The sequence below is a fragment of the Pseudomonas sp. Q1-7 genome (genome assembly GCF_028010285.1).
Taxonomy (GTDB): Bacteria; Pseudomonadota; Gammaproteobacteria; order Pseudomonadales; family Pseudomonadaceae; genus Metapseudomonas.
The window spans coordinates 1,231,921-1,250,881 of record NZ_CP116304.1 but is presented as its reverse complement, the minus strand read 5'-3'; the positions used below and the strand labels follow the sequence as shown (position 1 = coordinate 1,250,881).

The following is an 18,961-nucleotide window of genomic DNA, read 5'->3' as shown; positions in this document are numbered from 1 at the left end:
GGCCGCTGCGCTCAACGCGGGCGTACCGCGCCGCTGTGCAGGTCGGCCCAGACGTGGCCGTTGGGGTAGCTGAGGAACTGGCAATAGACCGGCCCGTTGCGCAGCAGGTCGAGCACGGCCGCGTACTGCGCCAGCGGGTAGTTCAGGCTGAGGATGCGGCTCGCGGGGTCGTAGTTCGGTTTCTTCAGGCTCTTGCCTTCGGTGTCGAACTGGATCACCACCTGGCGCACGTCGGCGCCCTTGCTGAGCGGCCTGCCCTTCAGGCGCACCACGGTCGGCGAGGTGATGGGAATCGGCTGCTGGTTGGACTGACGCTGGCTGCCCAGTACCACGGAATACTCGGTGATCTGGATCAGTTGCTGCTGGTCCGGCTGCTCCTGGCGCACCGCGAGATCATCCGGCGGCAGGAACCGGGCATGCATGGGCGGGTTTTCGGCAGCGCCAAGGGGCAGGCTCAGCAGCAGGGTCAAGTAGGCACCGGCACGCAGGAAGGCAGACATCGACAACTCCATTTTCGCGGCCAGGCACTCTATCACGGGCCTTTCGGATAAGGGCATTCGACCCTTGCCGACTCACCGATGGGCAGTCCCCCCCCTTATACTTGTGAGTTCTGCCACAGGAGTGACCATGTCCCGATACCTGCCTCCCTTGTTTGCAGCCTTGCGCCAGGCGTGGCGCGAGGGCTATTCCCTGGCCAGCCTGCGCGGCGACCTGGCCGCCGGCATCACCGTGGGCATCATCGCCATTCCCCTGGCCATGGCGCTGGCCATCGCGGTCGGCGTGGCACCGCAGCACGGGCTCTACACCGTGCTGCTGGCGGCGCCGCTGATCGCCCTCACCGGCGGCTCGCGCTTCAACATCTCCGGCCCCACCGCCGCCTTCGTGGTGATCCTGCTGCCCATCACCCAGCAATACGGGGTCGGCGGGCTGCTGCTCTGCACCCTGATGGCCGGGTTGATCCTCATTGCCATGGGCCTGGCGCGCCTGGGCCGGCTGATCCAGTTCATCCCCTACCCGGTGACCCTGGGCTTCACCGCCGGCATCGGCATCGTCATCGCCACCCTGCAGATCAAGGACCTGCTCGGCCTGCAGCTGGCGCAGGCGCCCCAGCACTATCTGGACCAGTTGCGCCTGCTCGCCTCAGCGCTGCCAACGACACAGCCGGGCGACGTCCTGGTGGGCATCGCCTGCTTCGCCGTGCTGGTGGTCTGGCCGCGTTTCGTGACCAAGGTGCCGGGCCATCTGGTGGCGCTGGCCCTGGGCGCCCTGCTCGGCCTGCTGCTGGAGGCACTGAACTTGCCCGTCGCCACCCTTGGCGAACGTTTCAGCTATGTGGTGGACGGCATCAGCCATCCCGGCATCCCGCCCTTCCTGCCGAGCTTCGCCTGGCCCTGGCAACTGCCCGGGCCGGATGGCCAGCCCCTGGGCCTGAGCTTCGAGCTGATCCGCCAGTTGCTGGCGCCAGCCTTTGCCATCGCCATGCTCGGCGCCATCGAATCGCTGCTCTGCGCCGTGGTGGCCGACGGTATGGCCGGCACCCGCCACGATCCCAATGCCGAACTGCTCGGCCAGGGCCTGGGCAACCTGGTGGCGCCGCTGTTCGGCGGCATCACCGCGACCGCCGCCATCGCCCGCAGCGCCGCCAACGTGCGCGCCGGGGCGCGCTCGCCGATCGCCGCCATCATCCACACCGGCGTGGTGCTGCTGGCGATGCTGCTGCTCGCGCCGCTGTTCAGCTACCTGCCCATGGCCGCCCTGGCGGCGCTGCTGCTGATGGTGGCCTGGAACATGAGCGAGGCGCGGCATGTGGCGCACACCCTGCGCATCGCCCCGCGCAACGACGTGCTGGTTCTGCTCACTTGCCTGGTGCTGACCGTGCTGTTCGACATGGTGCTGGCGGTGGGCGTCGGCCTGCTGCTGGCGGCTGGCCTGTTCATCAAGCGCATGAGCGACCTCACCGACACCGCGCCGCTGCCCCAGCATTTTCATGAGTCGTTGCGCGAACTGCCGGAACAGGTGCTGGCCTACGCCATTCGCGGGCCACTATTCTTCGGTGCGGCAGAAAAGGCCCTCAGCGTGCTGCGCCGCTTCAATCCCGAAGTGAAGGTTGTGATCGTGGAAATGAGCGCCGTGCCCATGCTGGACATGACCGCGCTGGCCACCCTGGAGAACCTGCTGCACGACTACCACCGCCAGGGCATTGGCCTGGTGCTGGTGGGCACCACGCCAAGGGTGCGGCTGAAACTGCGCCGCGCCGGCGTGCATCGAGAAACCGGCCAACTGGCCTATGTGAAGACCCTGGAGCAGGCGCGCGCCAAGGCATTGCGCTGGCTGGAGCCTACCGAAGTTCAGTCGAACAGCGAGGTCATCCAGGCGAGGTAGGCGGCCACGCCCTCTTCCCCTTCTCGGGGCGCCCAGGCGGGGTGTTCACCCTCGCCCAGGGGACGGTAGGGGCCGGCCTTGCATTCGAACAGAATGCTGTCCGGCTCCAGCACCACCAGGGCGTGGAATACCCCCGGCGGCAGGTCGACACCAACGCAATCACCGCCGGCCACCAGCTCGCGCCTGTCGGTGACCACGCCGCACTCATCGAAGATCAACAGGCCCAGGCGACCCTTGAGCACCAGCAGGCCCTCGGCCTTGTCGGCAGACAGGTGGCGGTGCGGCGGAATGTAGGTGTCCGGTTGCAGCCCCACCGCCAGGCGGTGGCAGGGTTCTTCCATTTCGTGGAAGTTGTGGTGCTGGCGCTTGCGCGGGCTCGCCGCGGCCCCGCCGGCCAGTTCAGCGAACAGTGCCTGGTCGAGGAAACGTGGCGCGGCCATGGTTCAGAGTCCCTTGACGGCGAAGATGCCGGCGGCGTTGCGCCAGTAGCCCTTGTAGTCCATGCCGTAACCGAAGATGTAGCGGTCTTCGCAGTCCAGCCCCACGTAGTCGGCCTTCAGGTCCGGGCGGGCCTTGCGGTCGTGGGTCTTGTCGATCAGCACGGCGGTGTGCACGCGGGCGGCGCCGGCGTGCCTACAGAAGTCGATGATGGCCGCCAGGGTGTGCCCTTCGTCGAGGATGTCATCGATGATCAGCACGTCGCGGTCGATGAAGGAGATTTCCGGCTTGGCCTTCCAGAACAGCTCTCCGCCGCTGGTTTCGTTGCGGTAGCGGGTGGCGTGCAGGTAGGACAGCTCCAGCGGGAAGTTCAGCTTGGGCAGCAGCTTTCCGGCGAAGATCAGGCCGCCGTTCATCACGCAGAACACCACCGGATTACACTCGGCCAGTTCGCCGTTGATGGCCTCGGCGACCTGGCCGATGGCTGCTTCTACCTGGGCTTCGGGGTACAGGCAATCGGCTTCGGCCATCACTTGGCGGATGTGGGCGAGATCGGCGGACATGGCAATTCCTCTGGATTCGGCGGGGGGAACATGCGCGGTTCCCGCTGGAAACTTGAACGGGGCGTCAAGATAAAAGTCGGCAAAGGTACCCATCCGACTGCCCTCGGGCAAGTCCCACTGGATGAGCGTCTACCATACTGCAGCAGGTTGCCCCGCTGTCGGATAGTTCCTTGCCTCGCTGCGACATGGCGGCAGGAACCCGCCAGTCAGTTCAGCACAGCCCGTGCGCATTGGATTAAGCTATCGCGATTTTTTTGCCAGCCCGCCGGAGACCCCTCCCATGCCCATCCGTGAGATCCGCCATCCGCTGATCCGCCACAAGCTCGGCCTCATGCGCCGCGCCGACATCAGCACCAAGAACTTCCGCGAACTGGCACAGGAAGTCGGCGCCCTGCTGACCTACGAAGCAACCAATGACCTGCCCCTGGAAAGCTACGAGATCCAGGGCTGGGCGGGCACCGTGCAGGTGGAGAAAATCGCCGGCAAGAAGATCACCGTGGTGCCCATCCTGCGCGCCGGCATCGGCATGCTCGACGGCGTGCTCAGCCTGATACCGGGTGCGAAGGTCAGCGCCGTGGGCGTGGCCCGCAACGAGGAAACCCTGGAGGCCCACACCTACCTGGAGAAGCTGGCCCCGGAAATCGACGAGCGCCTGGCGCTGATCATCGACCCGATGCTGGCCACTGGCGGCTCCATGGTCGCCACCATCGACCTGCTCAAGCGCGCCGGCTGCAAGGAAATCCGCGCCATGGTGCTGGTCGCCGCGCCGGAAGGCATCAAGGTCGTCAGCGACGCCCATCCGGACGTGATGATCTACACCGCCTCCATCGACCAGAAACTCAACGAGCACGGCTACATCATTCCGGGCCTGGGCGATGCCGGCGACAAGATCTTCGGCACCAAGCAGAAGGAAAACTGATCGATGAGCGACGAATTCAAGGACCCGCTCTGGCGCCAGATCCTTTCCGGTGCACAGATGCTCTTCGTGGCCTTCGGTGCCCTGGTGCTGATGCCGCTGATCACCGGACTGGACCCGAACGTAGCGCTCTTCACCGCCGGCCTCGGCACCCTGCTGTTCCAACTGGTCACCGGGCGCCAGGTGCCGGTGTTCCTGGCCTCCAGCTTCGCCTTCATCACCCCCATCATCCTCGCCAAGGGCCAGTTCGGCCTGGCCGCGACCCTGGGCGGGGTGGTGGCGGCGGGTTTCGTCTACACCTTCCTGGGCCTGGCGGTGAAGATCAAGGGCACCGGTTTCATCGACCGCCTGCTGCCGCCGGTGGTGATCGGCCCGGTGATCATCTCCATCGGCCTGGCCATGGCCCCCATCGCCGCCAACATGGCCATGGGCAAGGCCGGTGACGGCACCGAACTGATCCCCTACGACACCGCCATGTGGATCTCCATGCCGGCGCTGCTGACCACCCTGATAGTCGCGGTGTTCGGCAAGGGCATCTTCCGCCTGGTGCCGATCATTTCCGGCGTGGTGGTGGGCTTCGCCCTGTCGTTCTGGTTCGGCGTGGTGGACACCGCGAAGATCGCCGCCGCGCCCTGGCTGGAACTGCCGAACTTCGTCGCTCCCGAATTCAACCTGCAGGCCATCCTGTTCATCGTGCCCGTGGCTCTGGCCCCGGCCATCGAGCACATCGGCGGAGTGATCGCGGTCGGCAGCGTGACCGGCCGCAACTACCTGAAGAAGCCCGGCCTGCACCGCACCCTGCTGGGCGACGGCCTGGCCACCTCGGCCGCCGGCCTGTTCGGTGGTCCGCCGAACACCACCTACGCCGAAGTTACCGGCGCGGTGATGCTGACCAAGAACTACAACCCGAAGATCATGACCTGGGCCGCCGCGTTCGCCATCGGCCTGGCCTTCATCGGCAAGTTCGGCGCCATCCTGCAGAGCATCCCGGTGCCGGTCATGGGCGGCATCCTCTGCCTGCTGTTCGGCTCCATCGCCGCCGTCGGCCTGAACACCATGATCCGCCACCAGGTGGACCTGGCCGAGGCACGCAACCTGGTGATCGTGTCGGTGACCCTGGTGTTCGGCATCGGCGGCATGCTGGTGGGGACCGGCACCGGCCAGGACGACTTCGGCCTCAAGGGCATCGCCCTCTGCGCCATTGTCGCCATTGCGTTGAACCTGATCCTGCCAGGGCACCAGATCTGGAAGCATCAGGCCGCGGATGATGCACCGCACATCTGAGCCCGGCGCCATGAAGAAGCCCCGCACTTGCGGGGCTTTTTATTGAGTGCTTCGAGGAAATGCCGGGAAGAAGGGGTCACACCGGATTGGCAATCCGGTGTGAGGGGGCTCAGGGTTATGTGCATGGTTCATTGCCGAGCGGGTTTCAGCTTTCTGTTTCGCCTTGCCGGGCGAGCCCCTTTCTCAGTCGCCGAAAGGAACCAAAGGGCTTGCCCCTGCATCCGGCCCGGCTGCGCCGGGTGCCCTCCCTCCATCCTGGCGTACTCGCTGCGCTCGCCCTTCGGGCCAGCCTTCGGCTGTTACTTCGCTGCGCTCCGTTTTGCAAGGATTCCGCTCGGCCTCCTGAAGGGGCGGAGTCGCCGCCCCACCTTTGTTCTCTTGGTTTCAGGCCAGCACGGGCTTCGGATCTGCCTGGGTGCTGCCCGCGCGAGTCACCCTTCTCCCTCCGGGAGAGGGGCGGGGGTGAGGGATGCATCCGACTGCACATTGCCAATCAAGGGCAATCACACAAATCTGCCAATCCGGTGTGGACTTCACATCCCCGAAAATCCGTGAAGAGCCTTTCCGGGGCTCTGCCGACAATGGGGTAGCCGCAGGACGGGACGGGCGGCGTTCCGCGAGACCGCAGCCCCCATCGATCTGCATTGATGGGTTTCGCTACGCTCAACGCCATCCTACGAGGACAACTGCGCCTCACCGGGCACCTCGTCCTGCCGGGCGTCGACGCCCCACTGCTGCAGGCGCTTGAGGCTTTCGCGATAGGGTTTGAGACCGGCCCACAGCAGCACGACCGAACTGGCCACCGCCAGCGTGGTGACGATCAGCAGCGAGTAGCGCAGGGCCATGTCGTCGGCGAACAGGTAATCGGTCACCAGCGCCACGGCGGTGGGACCGAAGCCCAGGCCGATCAAGGTGATGACGAACAGGTAGACGGCCGAAGCCTGGCCGCGCATGGCGTTGGGCATGATCTCCTGAATCGCCGCCGGCGCCACGCCGAAGGGCATGCTCAGGCAGAACACCGTGGGCGCCATCAGCACCGTCACCCAGAAGGCGTCGTCCAGCAGTGGGAAGAGTGCCACCAGCGGCAGCGCGCCGAGGGCGGCGAACAGGCCGACGCGCATGTTGGCGTCCGCCCGCCCGTGCTTGGCCATCCAGTCCGCCAGGCGCCCGCCGAAGACGATGCCGAGGCAGCCGAACACGGCCACTATGCTGCCGTAGATCACCCCCACCTGGCCGGCGTCCCAGCCATGGGTACGGATGTAGAAGGTGGGAATCCAGGCCGCGCTGCCGTAGCCGGCGAACGCCAGGCCGGCAAAGCCGAAGTTGTGACAGACCACAGTGCGCCGATTGCTGCGCAGGTAGCGGCCGACGTCCGCCAGGGGCACCACCACGCCAGCGCCGATGCCACGCCGCTGCGGCTCGCGTACGGCCAGCATCAGCAGGGTGAAGAGCACGCCGGCCGCCCCCAGCACCAGGAAAATCAGTTGCCAGGGCCGCACCTCGCCCAGCAGCGGCAGGTGCACGTTGCCCTGGGCCGAAGCGAACGTGATCACCAGCCCACCCAGCAGGAAGGCCAGCCCGGAGCCCAGGTAGACGCCCATGGAATAGACACTGATGGCGGTGGCGCGGCGCTCCTTGGGAAAGCTGTCGGCGATCAGCGAGTAGGCCGCCGGCGACAGCGCCGCTTCGCCCACGCCGACGCCGATGCGGCAGATCAGGAATTGCCAGTACAGCTTGGCCATGCCGCAGGCCGCCGTGGCGGCGCTCCAGAACAGCACGCCGACGGCGATCAGTCCACGCCGGCTGCGGCTGTCGGCCAGGCGGCCGAGGGGAATGCCGCACACGGTGTAGAACAACGCGAAGGACAGGCCCATCAGCAGGCTCATCTGGGTGTCGCTGATAGCCAGGTCGCGGCGGATGGGCTCCACCAGCAGGTTGAGAATCTGCCTGTCGATGAAGGACAGCACGTACGCCACCATCAGGATGGCGACCGTGGTCCAGGCGCTCAGACTCGAGGGGTAGCCATTGTTCTTGTTCTGCACTGGGCTCTCCTCGGCGCCGCCGGTGCGGCGCACGACGGTTGAAGGAGAACCCAGCTTAGGTGGCCATGGGCGGCCTGAATACCGAAACACCCATCATATAGGCGGGATGAATGCGCGCCATGCCATCCAGTTGATGGGGGAACCCTGGAACGAGTCCCTGCGGGATCGCGGTCAGAGCGGCCGGGCCACGGTCTCGCACAATCTCGCCAGGGCCGACACCCACTGCGGATGGCTGTTCATGCAGGGCACCAGCACCAGCTCGCGGCCACCCGCTTCCTGGAACTGCTCGCTGCCACGCTGGCCGATTTCCTCCAGCGTCTCGATGCAGTCGGCGACGAAGGCCGGACACATCACCAGCAGCTTCTTCACGCCCTGCCTGCCCAGTTCGTCGAGGCGCGTCTCGGTGTAGGGCTCGATCCACTTGTCGCGGCCCAGGCGCGACTGGAAGGACACCGACCACTGCCCGGGCTTCAGCCCGGCACGCTCGGCGAACGCTTCGGCGGTGCGCTGGCACTGGCTTCGGTAGCACACCGCCAGAACCTCGTCGCTGACGCCGCGGCTGTCCTGGGCGCGCAGGTCGTGCTGCGGATCGATGGATTTCACCAACTTGCGGATATGCCGCTCCGGCAGGCCGTGGAAGCTCAGCAGGAGGTGGTCGAAACCTTCCTCTAGATAGGGCTTGGCACTGGCCACCAGGGCGTCCAGGTAATCCGGCTCGGCGAAGAACGGCGGCAGCACCTCGACCTCGAGTTGCAGGCCCTGCTCGCGGATCGCCCGGCGCGCCTCTTCGATGGCGGTCGTGGTCGTGCTGTCGGCGAACTGCGGGTAGAGCGGCGCCAGGGTCACTCGCCTGACCCCCTGTCCGGCCAACTTGCGCAGGGCCCCTTCGATGGAAGGCTGGCCGTAGCGCATCGCCAGCTCCACGGGACCGTGGGGCCAGTAGGGGACGATGGCGTCCCGCAACTGGCGGCTGAGCACGATCAGCGGGGAGCCATCCGGCCACCAGATGGACGAATAGGCGTGGGCCGACTGCGCCGGACGCTTGATCAGGATCAACGAAACCAGCAGACGCCGCAGCGGCCAGGGCAGATCGACCACGTAAGGGTCCATGAGGAACTGGTCGAGGTAGCGCCGCACATCTTCCACCTTGGTGGAAGCGGGGGACCCCAGGTTGACCAGCAGCAGCGCGTGATCAGTCATCAAACATCCTTAGGCGTCAGCAGGTCGCCGAGCGCCGAATCCAGATCGGTGAATGCAAAGGTGAAACCCGCCGCCTGCAAACGGGCCGGAACCGCCCGCTGCCCTCCCAGCAGCAGACCGGCCAGTTCGCCCAGGAGCACCTTGAGGACAAAGGCCGGCGCGGGCATTACGGCCGGTCGTCCCAGCGCACGCCCTAGGCTGCGAGCGAAGTCGCGGTTGCGCACCGGCTGCGGCGAGCACGCATTATAGGGACCGCGCGCCTCTTCCCGCCGCAAGAGAAAATCCATCAGGGCGATTTGGTCGTCCAGATGCACCCAGGGCATCCATTGCCGGCCGCCGCCCAGGGGGCCACCCAGGCCAAGGCGAAAAGGCGGCACCAGGCGTTTGAGGAACCCCCCATCGCGCGCCAGCACCAAACCGGTGCGCACCAGCACCACTCGGATGCCCAACCCCTCGGCCCGTTGTGCGGTCTCTTCCCAGGCCACGCAGAGCTGGCTGGCAAAGTCATCGGTCACCGGCGGCGATTCCTCGGTCAATTCCCGCTCTCCGCCATCGCCGTACCAGCCCACCGCCGAGCCATTGAGCAGGACTTGCGGCATCTGGTCGCGCTTCTTCAACCACTCCAGCAACTGCTCGGTGAGGGTGATGCGGCTGCCCCAGAGTTGTGCCTTGCGCTTGTTGGTCCAGGGCCGGTCGGCAATGGGTTCGCCGGCCAGGTTGACGATGGCGTCCAGCGGTTCGTCGCCATACTCGGCGAACTCGCCGATGCCACGCACCGAGCGGCCGCACAAGCTGGCGACGCTCTGCGGCCGGCGGCTCAGCACCGTGAGCCGATGCCCCTCGGCCAACCAGCGTTGACAGAGCGCCCGGCCAATCAGACCAGTACCGCCGGTCAGCAATATGTGCATGGCATCCTCCTCGCATGGCGCTAACTGCGGATATCGCCCTAGTCTGGATTATGACGATCCGACGTGCCCCGCTTTGGGCCCCGTATCGTCAGAAAATGCAGAAGACCGCGATTGGAACGACCAACCTGTACAAGGCTTGAAAATTGTACAGGTCTTGTCTAAAGCGTAGCCTGTAAGCCATAGGTAACGAGGTAGACCATGAGTGCACCTATCGCCATCATCGGAACCGGCCTGGCCGGCCTCTCCGCCGCCCAGGCGCTGCATGCGGCTGGGCAGAACGTGGAACTCTTCGACAAGAGCCGCGGCAGTGGTGGTCGCATGGCCAGCAAGCGCAGCGACGCCGGTTCGGTGGACCTTGGCGCGCAGTACTTCACCGTACGCGACCGCCGCTTCGCCGAAGTGGTGCAGCAGTGGCGCGACCGGGGCTGGGTCGCCGAGTGGTCTCCGAGCCTCTTCAATTTCAGGGAAGGCCGCCTGCTGCCCTCCCCCGACGAGCAGATCCGCTGGGTCGGCACGCCACGCATGAGCGCCATTACCCGCGCCCTGCTCGGCGCCCTGCCGGTGAACTTCGCCTGCCGTATCACCGAAGTCTTCCGCGGCGAACGCCATTGGGGCCTGCAGGATGCCGACGGACTCAGCCACGGGCCCTTCAGCCATGTGATTGTCGCCACGCCGGCGCCCCAGGCCACCGCCCTGCTGGCCGCCGCACCGAAGCTGGCCGGCGCCGCCGCCAGCGTCGCCATGGAGCCCACCTGGGCCGTAGCCCTGGGCTTCAGCGAACCGCTGGACACCCGCGTCGAAGGCTGCTTCCTGCAGGACAGTCCCCTGGACTGGCTGGCCCGCAACCGCTCCAAGCCCGGCCGTGAAACCAACGTGGACACCTGGGTCCTGCACGCCACCAGCAGTTGGAGCCGACAGCATCTGGACCTGCCCAAGGAAACGGTCATCGAGTACCTCCATGGCGCCTTCGCCGAGATGATCGGCTGTGCCGTGCCAGCCCCCAACTTCAGCGTGGCCCACCGCTGGCTCTATGCCCGCCCGACCCAGGCGCACCAGTGGGGCGCCCTTGCCGACGCCGACCTGGGCCTCTATGCCTGCGGCGACTGGTGCCTGTCCGGCCGTGTGGAAGGTGCCTGGCTCAGCGGCCAGGAAGCGGCTCGCCGCCTGCTCGAACATCTTTGAGCGCCGCACCTTTCCACCTCACTGACTCATTCCCACATGACGCAGGCGTCACGCCCACCCTGACGCCCGAGGCCATGCGCAACCACCGCTGGCCGGCCTGACGCCCCTGGCCCCGCGCGAATCTTGTACAAAGTGTTTTTATTGTACAAGTTTTCGTCTACCATTTTCACAAAACATGTACATATACCTAGGGATGTACAACTTATGTCCATGCCTTTCGACCTGCCACAGCGGCCCCGACTGGGCATCAGCGCCTGCCTGCTCGGCAACCCGGTGCGCTACAACGGTGGGCACAAGGAATCGCGATTGTGCAGCCGCGACCTGGCGCTGCATGTCGATTTCGTACCCTTCTGCCCGGAAATGGCCATCGGCCTCGGCAACCCCCGCGAGCCTATCCGCCTGGTGGGCGACCCCGCAGAGCCACGCGCCGTGGGGCTACGGACCTCGCGCGATCACACCGAAGCATTGGCCGGATTCGGCGCACTCATGGCCACGCAACTCGGGGATATCGATGGCTGCATCTTCATGCAGAAGTCCCCTTCCTGCGGGCTGGATCGGGTCAGGGTCTATATGGACGATGGTCGAGGCGCCAGCGCTCAGGGGCGTGGCGTGTTCGCTGGCGCCTTCCGCGCCCTGCGCCCCGACCTGCCGGTGGAGGAAGAGGGCCGACTCAACGACGCAGTGCTGCGGGAGAACTTCCTCACCCGCGTCTATGCCCACGCCCGGTGGCGCGCGCTGTGTCGCGAAGGCCTGAGCCACCAGGGGATCATCGCCTTTCACGCCTGCTACAAGTACCAGTTGATGGCCCATGACCCGGTGCAGTACCGGACGTTGGGCCGCCTGCTCGGCGGCATCGGCGAGTACCCGCCGGAGGAGGTCGGCCCACGCTATTTCTCCGCCCTGATGACCGCCCTGCGAAAGTGCGCCACGCGCGGCACCCACAGCAACGTCCTGCAGCACCTTGGCGGCTACCTCAAGAACCACCTCGATAGCGGCGAGAAAGCCGAGTTGCAGCGGCTGATCGAGCAGTACCGCGATGGCATCGTTCCGCTGGTGGCGCCCATGACCCTACTCAAGCACCACTTCAACGGCCATCCGGATCGCTACATCGCCCAGCAGGCCTACCTGCAGCCGCATCCGGAAGAACTCGGCCTGCGCAACGCCATCTAGGCAACCGCGGCACCGCCCACAGGAGCGCCCATGCGCCAGCTCATCTGGTTCCGTACTGACCTGCGGGTGCAGGACAACAGCGCCCTGCACGCCGCCCTCGCCGCCGGTCCGACCTTCGCCCTGTACCTCATCAGTCCCGGCCAGTGGCAAGCCCATGACGATGCGCCAGCCAAGGTGGACTTCTGGTTGCGCAACCTGGCCGAACTGGCCAGGGCCCTGCAGCACCTCAACGTTCCACTGTTGATCCGCCACGCCGAGACCTGGGCCGAAGCCCCGAAGGTGCTACGCGAACTCTGCCATTCATTCGGTATCGGCGCCGTGCAGGTGAACGAGGAATACGGTCTCAACGAAACCCTGCGCGACCGCCGGGTGACCGACCTGCTGGCCGCAGACGGCATCGCCCTGCGCAGCCACCTCGATCAGCTGCTCTTCCGCCCGGGCAGCGTGCTCACCCAGTCCGGCGGCTATTTCCAGGTCTACAGCCAGTTCCGCAAGGTCTGCTACCAGCGCCTGCACACAGCCCTGCCGAACTGCCTACCACCACCCAGGCCCCAGGCCAGACTGGAAGTTGCGAGCGACCTACTGCCCACCTCGGTGGACGGGTTCTCCACCCCACCGGACAGCCTGCGCGAACGCTGGCCCGCCGGCGAGGCCGCCGCCCGCGAACGCCTGGATGCCTTCAGCGTTGAAGCGCTCTGGTGCTACGAGCAGCGTCGCGACTTTCCCGCGCAAGCCGGCACCAGCCAGCTCTCGCCCTACCTTGCAGCCGGGGTACTCTCGCCCCGCCAGTGCCTGCATGCGGCCTTGCGCAACAACCAGGGCGAGTTCGACAGCGGCGACCCTGGCGCCGTCAGCTGGATCAACGAACTGCTCTGGCGCGAGTTCTACAAACACATCCTCGCCGGCTTCCCACGCGTGTCCCAACACCGTGCATTCCGCCAGGAAACCGAAGCCCTGGCCTGGCGCCGTGCGCCGCGCGAGCTCGAAGCCTGGCAACAGGGCCGCACCGGCATCCCCATCATCGATGCGGCGATGCGCCAACTGCTCGCCACCGGCTGGATGCACAACCGCCTGCGCATGGTGGTGGCGATGTTCCTCACCAAGAACCTGCTGATCGATTGGCGCGAAGGCGAACGCTGGTTCATGCGCCACCTGATCGACGGCGACCTCGCAGCGAACAACGGCGGCTGGCAATGGAGCGCGTCCACCGGCACTGACGCGGCTCCGTACTTCCGCATCTTCAACCCCATCAACCAGTCGCAGAAGTTCGACCCGGACGGCCGTTTTCTACGCCACTGGCTGCCGGAACTGGCGCACCTCGACAGTCGCGCTATCCACAACCCGGCCGGTCTCGGCGGCCTGTTCGGCGTGGCGGGCTACCCGCCGCCGCTGGTGGACCTCGCCGCCAGCCGGGAACGCGCCCTGGCGGCGTTCGGGAATCTGTCGAAGCGGGTGGTCTGAACCGACCCGGCCTGATGGCCGGGCAATAAAAAACCGGGCGCCTGGCCCGGTTTTCGTCTGCCTTTACGCCTCAGAAGGACAGGCGATAGTGCAGGGTGTAGGACTCGACACCATCGTTCGGCTGCTTGATGCCGGCGTTGGAGTAGTGGAAGGCGCGTACGCCAACTTCCTGGTTGGCGAAGCGCAGGCCCAGGCCGATGCGGTCCTCGAACTGGAAGGAGGAGCCCAGGTCGTTGTCTTCCAGATCGGTGTTCTCGAATACCGCCACGCCGATACCTGCCTCGATGTAGGGCTTCACGGTGTCACCGGCGAATTCGTAGACGAATACCGGAGAGAACGACAGGCTGTGGTTGCTGGAGGTTTCGTCGCCCTCCCAGTAGGTGTAGGCGGCGTCCCAGAAGCCGGTCAGGCGACCGACGTCGCTCTGGAACCAGTTGCTGGAGAAGTCGAATTGGGTGCCCAGACGGTAGGTCATGGTGGAGTCGCCGGTCTGGCCGATATCCAGGGAAACATCGGCGGCCTGGGCGGAAACGACCGGACCAAGGGAAATGGCTGCAGCCGCGGCCCAGAAGAAAAGTCTCTTCATGAAAACAGTCCTTATTCTGATGTGCTGACAGATTCTGTTAATACCTGGCAGCGATTATAGATAGCTTTCTAATCAGAGAAAGAAATCTACCGGAAACTTCGCTCAATCCGGCAACTTTTCCACTCGGCCAAATTCGCCCCAGAGCGTAGGCAGGATTCGCTGCATCGCCGCCGCATCACCACTGGACCAGAAGCGGCAAGCCACCGCTTCGCCTTCGGCGAGCAGATCATGTGCATCCAACAGGCGCTGGACCTGGCGGGCGACTGCCGCACCGGTATCGATCAGGCTGACCGAGTCCGGCACCAGTTCGTGCAGCAGCGGGCGCAGGAAGGGGTAATGGGTGCAGCCGAGAATCAGCGTGTCGCAGCCTTCCGCCAGCAGCGGCTCGACATAGCCCATCAACAGTTCGCGCGTCAGCGCCCCCATCAGGTCGCCGGCTTCGATGCGCTCCACCAGGCCCGGGCAGGGCTGGGTGATCACCCGCACGTCCGCGGCGAAGCGATCCAGCAGCGCAGCGAACTTGGCGCTCCTCAGCGTACCGGTGGTCGCCAGCACCCCGACCACGCCACTGCGGGTGGCGGCAGCGGCAGGCTTCACCGCCGGCTCCATGCCAACGATGGGCAGTTGCGGATAACGCTCGCGCAGGTCGGCCACGGCGGCCACGGTGGCGGTGTTGCAAGCCAGCACCAGCGCCTTGGCGCCCTGGCCAAGCAGGAACTCGGCAATCTGGTGGCTGCGTTCGCGGATGAAGTCGGCGCTCTTCTCGCCGTAGGGAACATGACCGCTGTCGGCCACGTAAAGCAGCGATTCGCGCGGCAGTAAAGTGCGAATCTCCCGCAGGACAGAGAGACCGCCGACCCCCGAGTCAAAGACCCCGATCGTGGCGGCCTCAGCCATGGCGGGTCCCGCAGACGGCACAAGCCGGGTCGCGCTTGACCCGTAGCTCGCGGAAACGGCTGCCCAGTGCATCCACCAGCAACAGGCGGCCCACCATAGGCTCGCCGAAGCCGGCGATCAGCTTCAGGGCTTCGAGTGCCTGCAGGCTACCCACCAGCCCCACCAGCGGGCCGACCACGCCCGCTTCGCTGCAGGTCAGTTCGGCCTCGCTGCCGTGGCCGTAAAGGCAGTGGTAGCACGGACTGTCGTCGCGACGCGGATCGAACACCGACAGCTGGCCTTCGAGGCGGATGGCTGCGCCGGACACAAGCGGCTTGCCGGCCGCGACGCAGGCGGCATTGACTGCCTCACGGGTGCCGAAGTTGTCGGTGCAATCCAGCACCAGGTCCACGGCGGCGACGGCGGCGGCCAGGCTGTCTTCGTCCAGCGCACGGGTGATGGGCACCAGTCGCACGTCCGGGTTCAGCGCAGCGAGGCGCACCATGGCCGAATCGACCTTGCCCTGTCCGACGCTGTGGCTGTCATGGACGATCTGCCGCTGCAGGTTGGTCAGGTCGACATTGTCGAAGTCCGCCAGATGCAGTTCGCCGACGCCGGCGGCAGCCAGGTAGAGGGCGACGGGCGAACCAAGGCCACCCAGGCCAACGATCAGCACCCGCCCCTGTTTCAGGCGCAGCTGCCCGTCGACATCGATTTGCGGCAGCAGGATCTGCCGGCTGTAGCGGAGAAGCTCCTGGTCGCTCAGCATGGCCATTGCCCCAGGGAGATGCGCTCATGGCCGCCCAGGTCGCGACGGCTTTCCACCCGCTCGAAACCGGCGCTGGCCAGCAGGTCGCGCACCGCCGGGGCCTGGTCGAAGCCGTGTTCCAGCAGCAGCCAACCGCCGGGCAACAGGTGCCGGGGGGCCTGGTCGATGATCTGGCGGATATCGTCCAGCCCATCGACGCCGGCCACCAGCGCGCTGGCCGGCTCGAAGCGCACATCGCCTTCGGCCAGGTGCGGGTCCCGGGCCGGGATATAGGGCGGGTTGCTGACGATCAGGGCGAAGCGTCGCTCACCCAGGGAGGAGAACCAGTGGCTCTCCAGGAACCGCACGTTGTTCAGCTTGAGTCGCGCACGGTTGCGCTCGGCCAGTTGCACGGCGGCGGAAATGCGATCGACACCGGCGACCTGCCAGGCCGGGCGTTCGCAGGCCAGGGCCAGGGCGATGGCGCCGCTGCCGGTGCCCAGGTCGAGCACCTCGGCGGGACCCGTCGGCTGCAGGGCCAGGGCGGTTTCCACCAGCAGTTCGGTGTCGGGACGCGGGATCAGGGTGTCCGGCGCGACTTCCAGGTCCAGGCTCCAGAACCCCTGGTGGCCGAGGATATAGGCCACCGGCTCGCCACCGCGGCGTCGCGCCAGGTAGCCGGCATAACACTCGGCCACGTCGCTGGAAACCACCCGCTCCGGCCAGGTGTGCAGAAAGCTGCGCGGCTTGCCAAGGGCGGCGGCCAGCAGCAATTCGGCGTCCAGGCGCGGGGTGGGCGAGTCCGGCAGTCGGGCCTGGCTCAGCAGGCTGGCGATGATGGTCACATCAGTCTCCCAGGGCCGCCAGCTGGTCGGCCTGGTATTCGGCGAGCAGCGGCTCGATCACCGCTTCCACACCACCGGCCATGACATCGTCCAGGGCGTAGAGGGTGAGGTTGACGCGGTGGTCGGTGACTCGGCCCTGCGGATAGTTGTAGGTGCGGATGCGCTCGGAACGGTCGCCGGAGCCCACCAGCAGGCGGCGGGTGTCGGACATTTCCTTGTGGGCGGCGGCTTCCTGCTGGTCATTCAGCTTGGCCGCCAGCCAGGCCATGGCCTTGGCGCGGTTCTTGTGCTGGGAACGCTCTTCCTGGCACTCGACCACGATGCCCGACGGGATATGGGTGATGCGCACCGCCGAGTCGGTCTTGTTCACGTGCTGGCCACCAGCGCCGGACGCGCGATAAGTGTCCACGCGCAGGTCGGCGGGGTTGATCTCGATGGCGGCCTGCTCGTCCGGCTCCGGCAGCACGGCGACGGTGCAGGCGGAGGTGTGGATGCGGCCCTGGGATTCGGTCTCCGGCACCCGCTGCACACGGTGCGCACCGGACTCGAACTTGAGTTTGGCGTAGACGTTGTCGCCCTCCACGCGGGCGATCACTTCCTTGTAGCCGCCGTGCTCGCCTTCGTTCTCGGAGAGGATCTCCACACGCCAGCCCTGGCGCTCGGCATAGCGGGAGTACATGCGGAACAAGTCGCCGGAAAAGATCGCCGCCTCGTCGCCGCCAGTACCCGCGCGGATTTCCAGGAAGACGTTGCGGCCATCGTTGGGGTCCTTCGGCAGCAGCATGCGCTGCAGGCGGTCTTCCAGCCCCACCAGCTGTTCGCGGGCCTGGGCGACTTCCTCCTCGGCCATTTCGCGCAGGTCCGGGTCACTGTCCTTGAGCAGCGCCTGGGCGCCCTCGAGGTCGTTCTGCACCTTGCGGAACTCGCGGAACGCCACGATCACCGGCTCGACCTCGGCAAACTCCTTGGAATACGCCCGGAACTTGCCCTGGTCACTGATGACTTCGGCATCGCCGAGCAGGGCGGTGAGCTCCTCGTAGCGGTCCTGGAGGAGGTCGAGCTTGTTCAGCAGGGAGGCTTTCATTGCGAGCGTTTATCCGAGCCCTCGTCGAGGGCGAAGAGTTCCTGGGCCACGGCCAGCGCATCGAAACGGCCGTCGGCGGAGAGTTTCTTCAGCTGCACGCTGGGCGCGTGCAGCAGCTTGTTGGTCAGGCCACGGGCCAGCTGTGCCAGCACCTCCTCGGCCGACGTGCCGTTCTGCAGCAGGCGCTGGGCCTTGAGCACTTCCTCATCACGCAGACGCTCGGCCTGCTGGCGGTAGGCACGCAGCACGTCGACCGCGGCCAGCTCGCGCAAGCGCTGCATGAAGTCCTCGACCCCCGCGCCCACCAGCTCTTCGGCGGCCTGGGCCGCGCCCTGGCGGCTCTTGAGGTTCTCCGCGACCACCTCGTGCAGGTCGTCCACGGTGTAGAGGTAAACGTCGTCCAGCTCGCCCACTTCGGGCTCGATATCGCGCGGGACGGCGATGTCCACCATGAAGATCGGCTTGTGCCGGCGCTGTTTCAGCGCACGCTCCACCGCACCCTTGCCGAGAATCGGCAATTGGCTGGCGGTGGAGCTGATGACGATGTCGCTGTTGACCAGTTCCTGGGGCATGTCGGCCAGCAGCACGGCGTGGGCGCCGAACTCCTCGGCGAGGATGCTGGCGCGCTCCAGCGTACGGTTGGCGACCACGATACGCTTCACGCCCTGCTCGTGCAGGTGGCGGGCAACCAGGGTGATGGTTTCGCCGGCGCCGATCAGCAGCGCCTGACTGCGGTGCAGGTCGGCGAATATCTGCTTGGCCAGGCTGACGGCGGCGAAGGCCACGGAAACCGGGTTCTCGCCAATGGCGGTGTCGGTGCGAACCGTCTTGGCGGTGCTGAAAGTGGCCTGGAACAGGCGGCCCAGCAGCGGACCGACGGTCCCGGCCTCACGCGCGACGGCATAGGCGGACTTCATCTGGCCGAGGATCTGCGGCTCGCCGAGCACCATGGAGTCCAGCCCGGAGGCGACCCGCATCATATGGCGGACGGCAGCGTCATCCTGATGCACATAGGCGCAGGCACGCAGCTCTTCCAGGCTGAGGTTGTGATAGCCAGCCAGCCAGGCGAGCACCTCGTCGGCGCTGGGGTGATCCTGCTCCAGGTAGAGCTCGCTGCGGTTACACGTGGAGAGAATCGCCGCCTCGCGGCTGGGCGTGATGCGACACAGCTGCTGCAAGGCCTCCACCAACTGCTCGGGAGTGAAGGCCACGCGTTCGCGGACATCCACCGAGGCGGTCTTATGGTTGATACCAAGAGCAATGAAGGCCATGCAGG

18 protein-coding genes are annotated in these 18,961 nt (G+C 66.3%); 6 read left to right on the top strand and 12 right to left on the bottom strand.

What is annotated here, in order from left to right; translation table 11 throughout:
• Positions 1–11: 11 nt before the first annotated feature.
• Positions 12–500, bottom strand: a complete 489-nt coding sequence (locus PJW05_RS05820) for a hypothetical protein (protein WP_271410782.1) — start codon at positions 498–500, stop codon at positions 12–14.
• A gap of 127 nt (positions 501–627) precedes the next feature.
• Between PJW05_RS05820 and dauA the strand changes: the two genes are divergently transcribed.
• Entirely contained in the window at positions 628–2,382 is a 1,755-nt protein-coding gene (gene dauA, locus PJW05_RS05815) for a C4-dicarboxylic acid transporter DauA (protein WP_271410781.1), read from the top strand.
• Here the strand turns inward: dauA and PJW05_RS05810 are convergent.
• Together PJW05_RS05810 and PJW05_RS05805 are read right to left on the bottom strand one after the other, a co-directional pair.
• Positions 2,349–2,822, bottom strand: coding sequence for a WbuC family cupin fold metalloprotein (locus PJW05_RS05810; protein WP_271410780.1), 474 nt, complete (start codon positions 2,820–2,822; stop codon positions 2,349–2,351). The genes dauA and PJW05_RS05810 overlap by 34 nt on opposite strands.
• Positions 2,823–2,825: 3 nt before the next feature.
• Positions 2,826–3,383 (bottom strand): hypoxanthine-guanine phosphoribosyltransferase, encoded by a 558-nt coding sequence (locus tag PJW05_RS05805; RefSeq protein ID WP_271410779.1) that lies wholly within the window; start codon positions 3,381–3,383, stop codon positions 2,826–2,828.
• A 280-nt stretch (positions 3,384–3,663) separates the two neighbouring features.
• Between PJW05_RS05805 and upp the strand changes: the two genes are divergently transcribed.
• Together upp and PJW05_RS05795 are read left to right on the top strand one after the other, a co-directional pair.
• Positions 3,664–4,302, top strand: coding sequence for a uracil phosphoribosyltransferase (gene upp / locus PJW05_RS05800; RefSeq protein WP_271410778.1), 639 nt, complete (start codon positions 3,664–3,666; stop codon positions 4,300–4,302).
• 3 nt (positions 4,303–4,305) lie between these two features.
• Positions 4,306–5,583 (top strand): uracil-xanthine permease family protein, encoded by a 1,278-nt coding sequence (locus tag PJW05_RS05795; RefSeq protein WP_271410777.1) that lies wholly within the window; start codon positions 4,306–4,308, stop codon positions 5,581–5,583.
• 674 nt (positions 5,584–6,257) lie between these two features.
• On the opposite strand, the gene PJW05_RS05790 is transcribed toward PJW05_RS05795, so the two are convergent.
• The 3 genes from PJW05_RS05790 to PJW05_RS05780 form a co-directional block, all read right to left on the bottom strand.
• Positions 6,258–7,625, bottom strand: coding sequence for a spinster family MFS transporter (locus tag PJW05_RS05790; protein WP_271410776.1), 1,368 nt, complete (start codon positions 7,623–7,625; stop codon positions 6,258–6,260).
• A 171-nt stretch (positions 7,626–7,796) separates the two neighbouring features.
• Complete coding sequence (gene hemH / locus PJW05_RS05785) at positions 7,797–8,825, bottom strand: ferrochelatase (RefSeq protein WP_271410775.1); 1,029 nt, start codon at positions 8,823–8,825, stop codon at positions 7,797–7,799.
• A complete protein-coding gene (locus tag PJW05_RS05780; RefSeq protein WP_271410774.1) occupies positions 8,825–9,733 on the bottom strand; it encodes a TIGR01777 family oxidoreductase in 909 nt (302 codons plus the stop codon). The genes hemH and PJW05_RS05780 overlap by 1 nt, the downstream gene beginning before the upstream one ends.
• A 198-nt stretch (positions 9,734–9,931) precedes the next feature.
• On the opposite strand from PJW05_RS05780, the gene PJW05_RS05775 reads away from it, so the two are divergent.
• From PJW05_RS05775 to phrB, 3 genes are all read left to right on the top strand, one after another.
• The gene (locus PJW05_RS05775) at positions 9,932–10,915 is read left to right on the top strand and encodes an NAD(P)/FAD-dependent oxidoreductase (protein ID WP_271410773.1); all 984 of its coding nucleotides are present in this window, start codon (positions 9,932–9,934) and stop codon (positions 10,913–10,915) included.
• A 204-nt stretch (positions 10,916–11,119) separates the two neighbouring features.
• Entirely contained in the window at positions 11,120–12,085 is a 966-nt protein-coding gene (locus PJW05_RS05770; RefSeq protein ID WP_271410772.1) for a YbgA family protein, read from the top strand.
• Between the two features lie 30 nt (positions 12,086–12,115).
• Positions 12,116–13,546 (top strand): deoxyribodipyrimidine photo-lyase, encoded by a 1,431-nt coding sequence (gene phrB, locus PJW05_RS05765; protein WP_271410771.1) that lies wholly within the window; start codon positions 12,116–12,118, stop codon positions 13,544–13,546.
• Between the two features lie 70 nt (positions 13,547–13,616).
• Here phrB and PJW05_RS05760 read toward each other — a convergent pair whose 3' ends face one another.
• The 6 genes from PJW05_RS05760 to hemA all read right to left on the bottom strand — a co-directional run bounded on the left by PJW05_RS05760 (position 13,617) and on the right by hemA (position 18,956).
• A complete protein-coding gene (locus PJW05_RS05760; RefSeq protein ID WP_271410770.1) occupies positions 13,617–14,132 on the bottom strand; it encodes an acyloxyacyl hydrolase in 516 nt (171 codons plus the stop codon).
• 102 nt (positions 14,133–14,234) lie between these two features.
• Positions 14,235–15,029 carry a glutamate racemase gene (murI, locus tag PJW05_RS05755; RefSeq protein WP_271410769.1) on the bottom strand — a complete coding sequence of 265 codons (795 nt, stop codon included), beginning with the start codon at positions 15,027–15,029 and terminating at the stop codon, positions 14,235–14,237.
• Entirely contained in the window at positions 15,022–15,777 is a 756-nt protein-coding gene (locus PJW05_RS05750) for a molybdopterin-synthase adenylyltransferase MoeB (protein ID WP_271410768.1), read from the bottom strand. The genes murI and PJW05_RS05750 overlap by 8 nt, the downstream gene beginning before the upstream one ends.
• Entirely contained in the window at positions 15,771–16,601 is an 831-nt protein-coding gene (gene prmC, locus PJW05_RS05745) for a peptide chain release factor N(5)-glutamine methyltransferase (RefSeq protein WP_271410767.1), read from the bottom strand. Before prmC ends, PJW05_RS05750 begins: the two co-directional genes overlap by 7 nt.
• A 1-nt stretch (position 16,602) precedes the next feature.
• Positions 16,603–17,685 carry a peptide chain release factor 1 gene (gene prfA, locus PJW05_RS05740; RefSeq protein WP_271410766.1) on the bottom strand — a complete coding sequence of 361 codons (1,083 nt, stop codon included), beginning with the start codon at positions 17,683–17,685 and terminating at the stop codon, positions 16,603–16,605.
• The gene (gene hemA, locus PJW05_RS05735) at positions 17,682–18,956 is read right to left on the bottom strand and encodes a glutamyl-tRNA reductase (protein WP_271410765.1); all 1,275 of its coding nucleotides are present in this window, start codon (positions 18,954–18,956) and stop codon (positions 17,682–17,684) included. Before hemA ends, prfA begins: the two co-directional genes overlap by 4 nt.
• Positions 18,957–18,961: the final 5 nt, after the last annotated feature.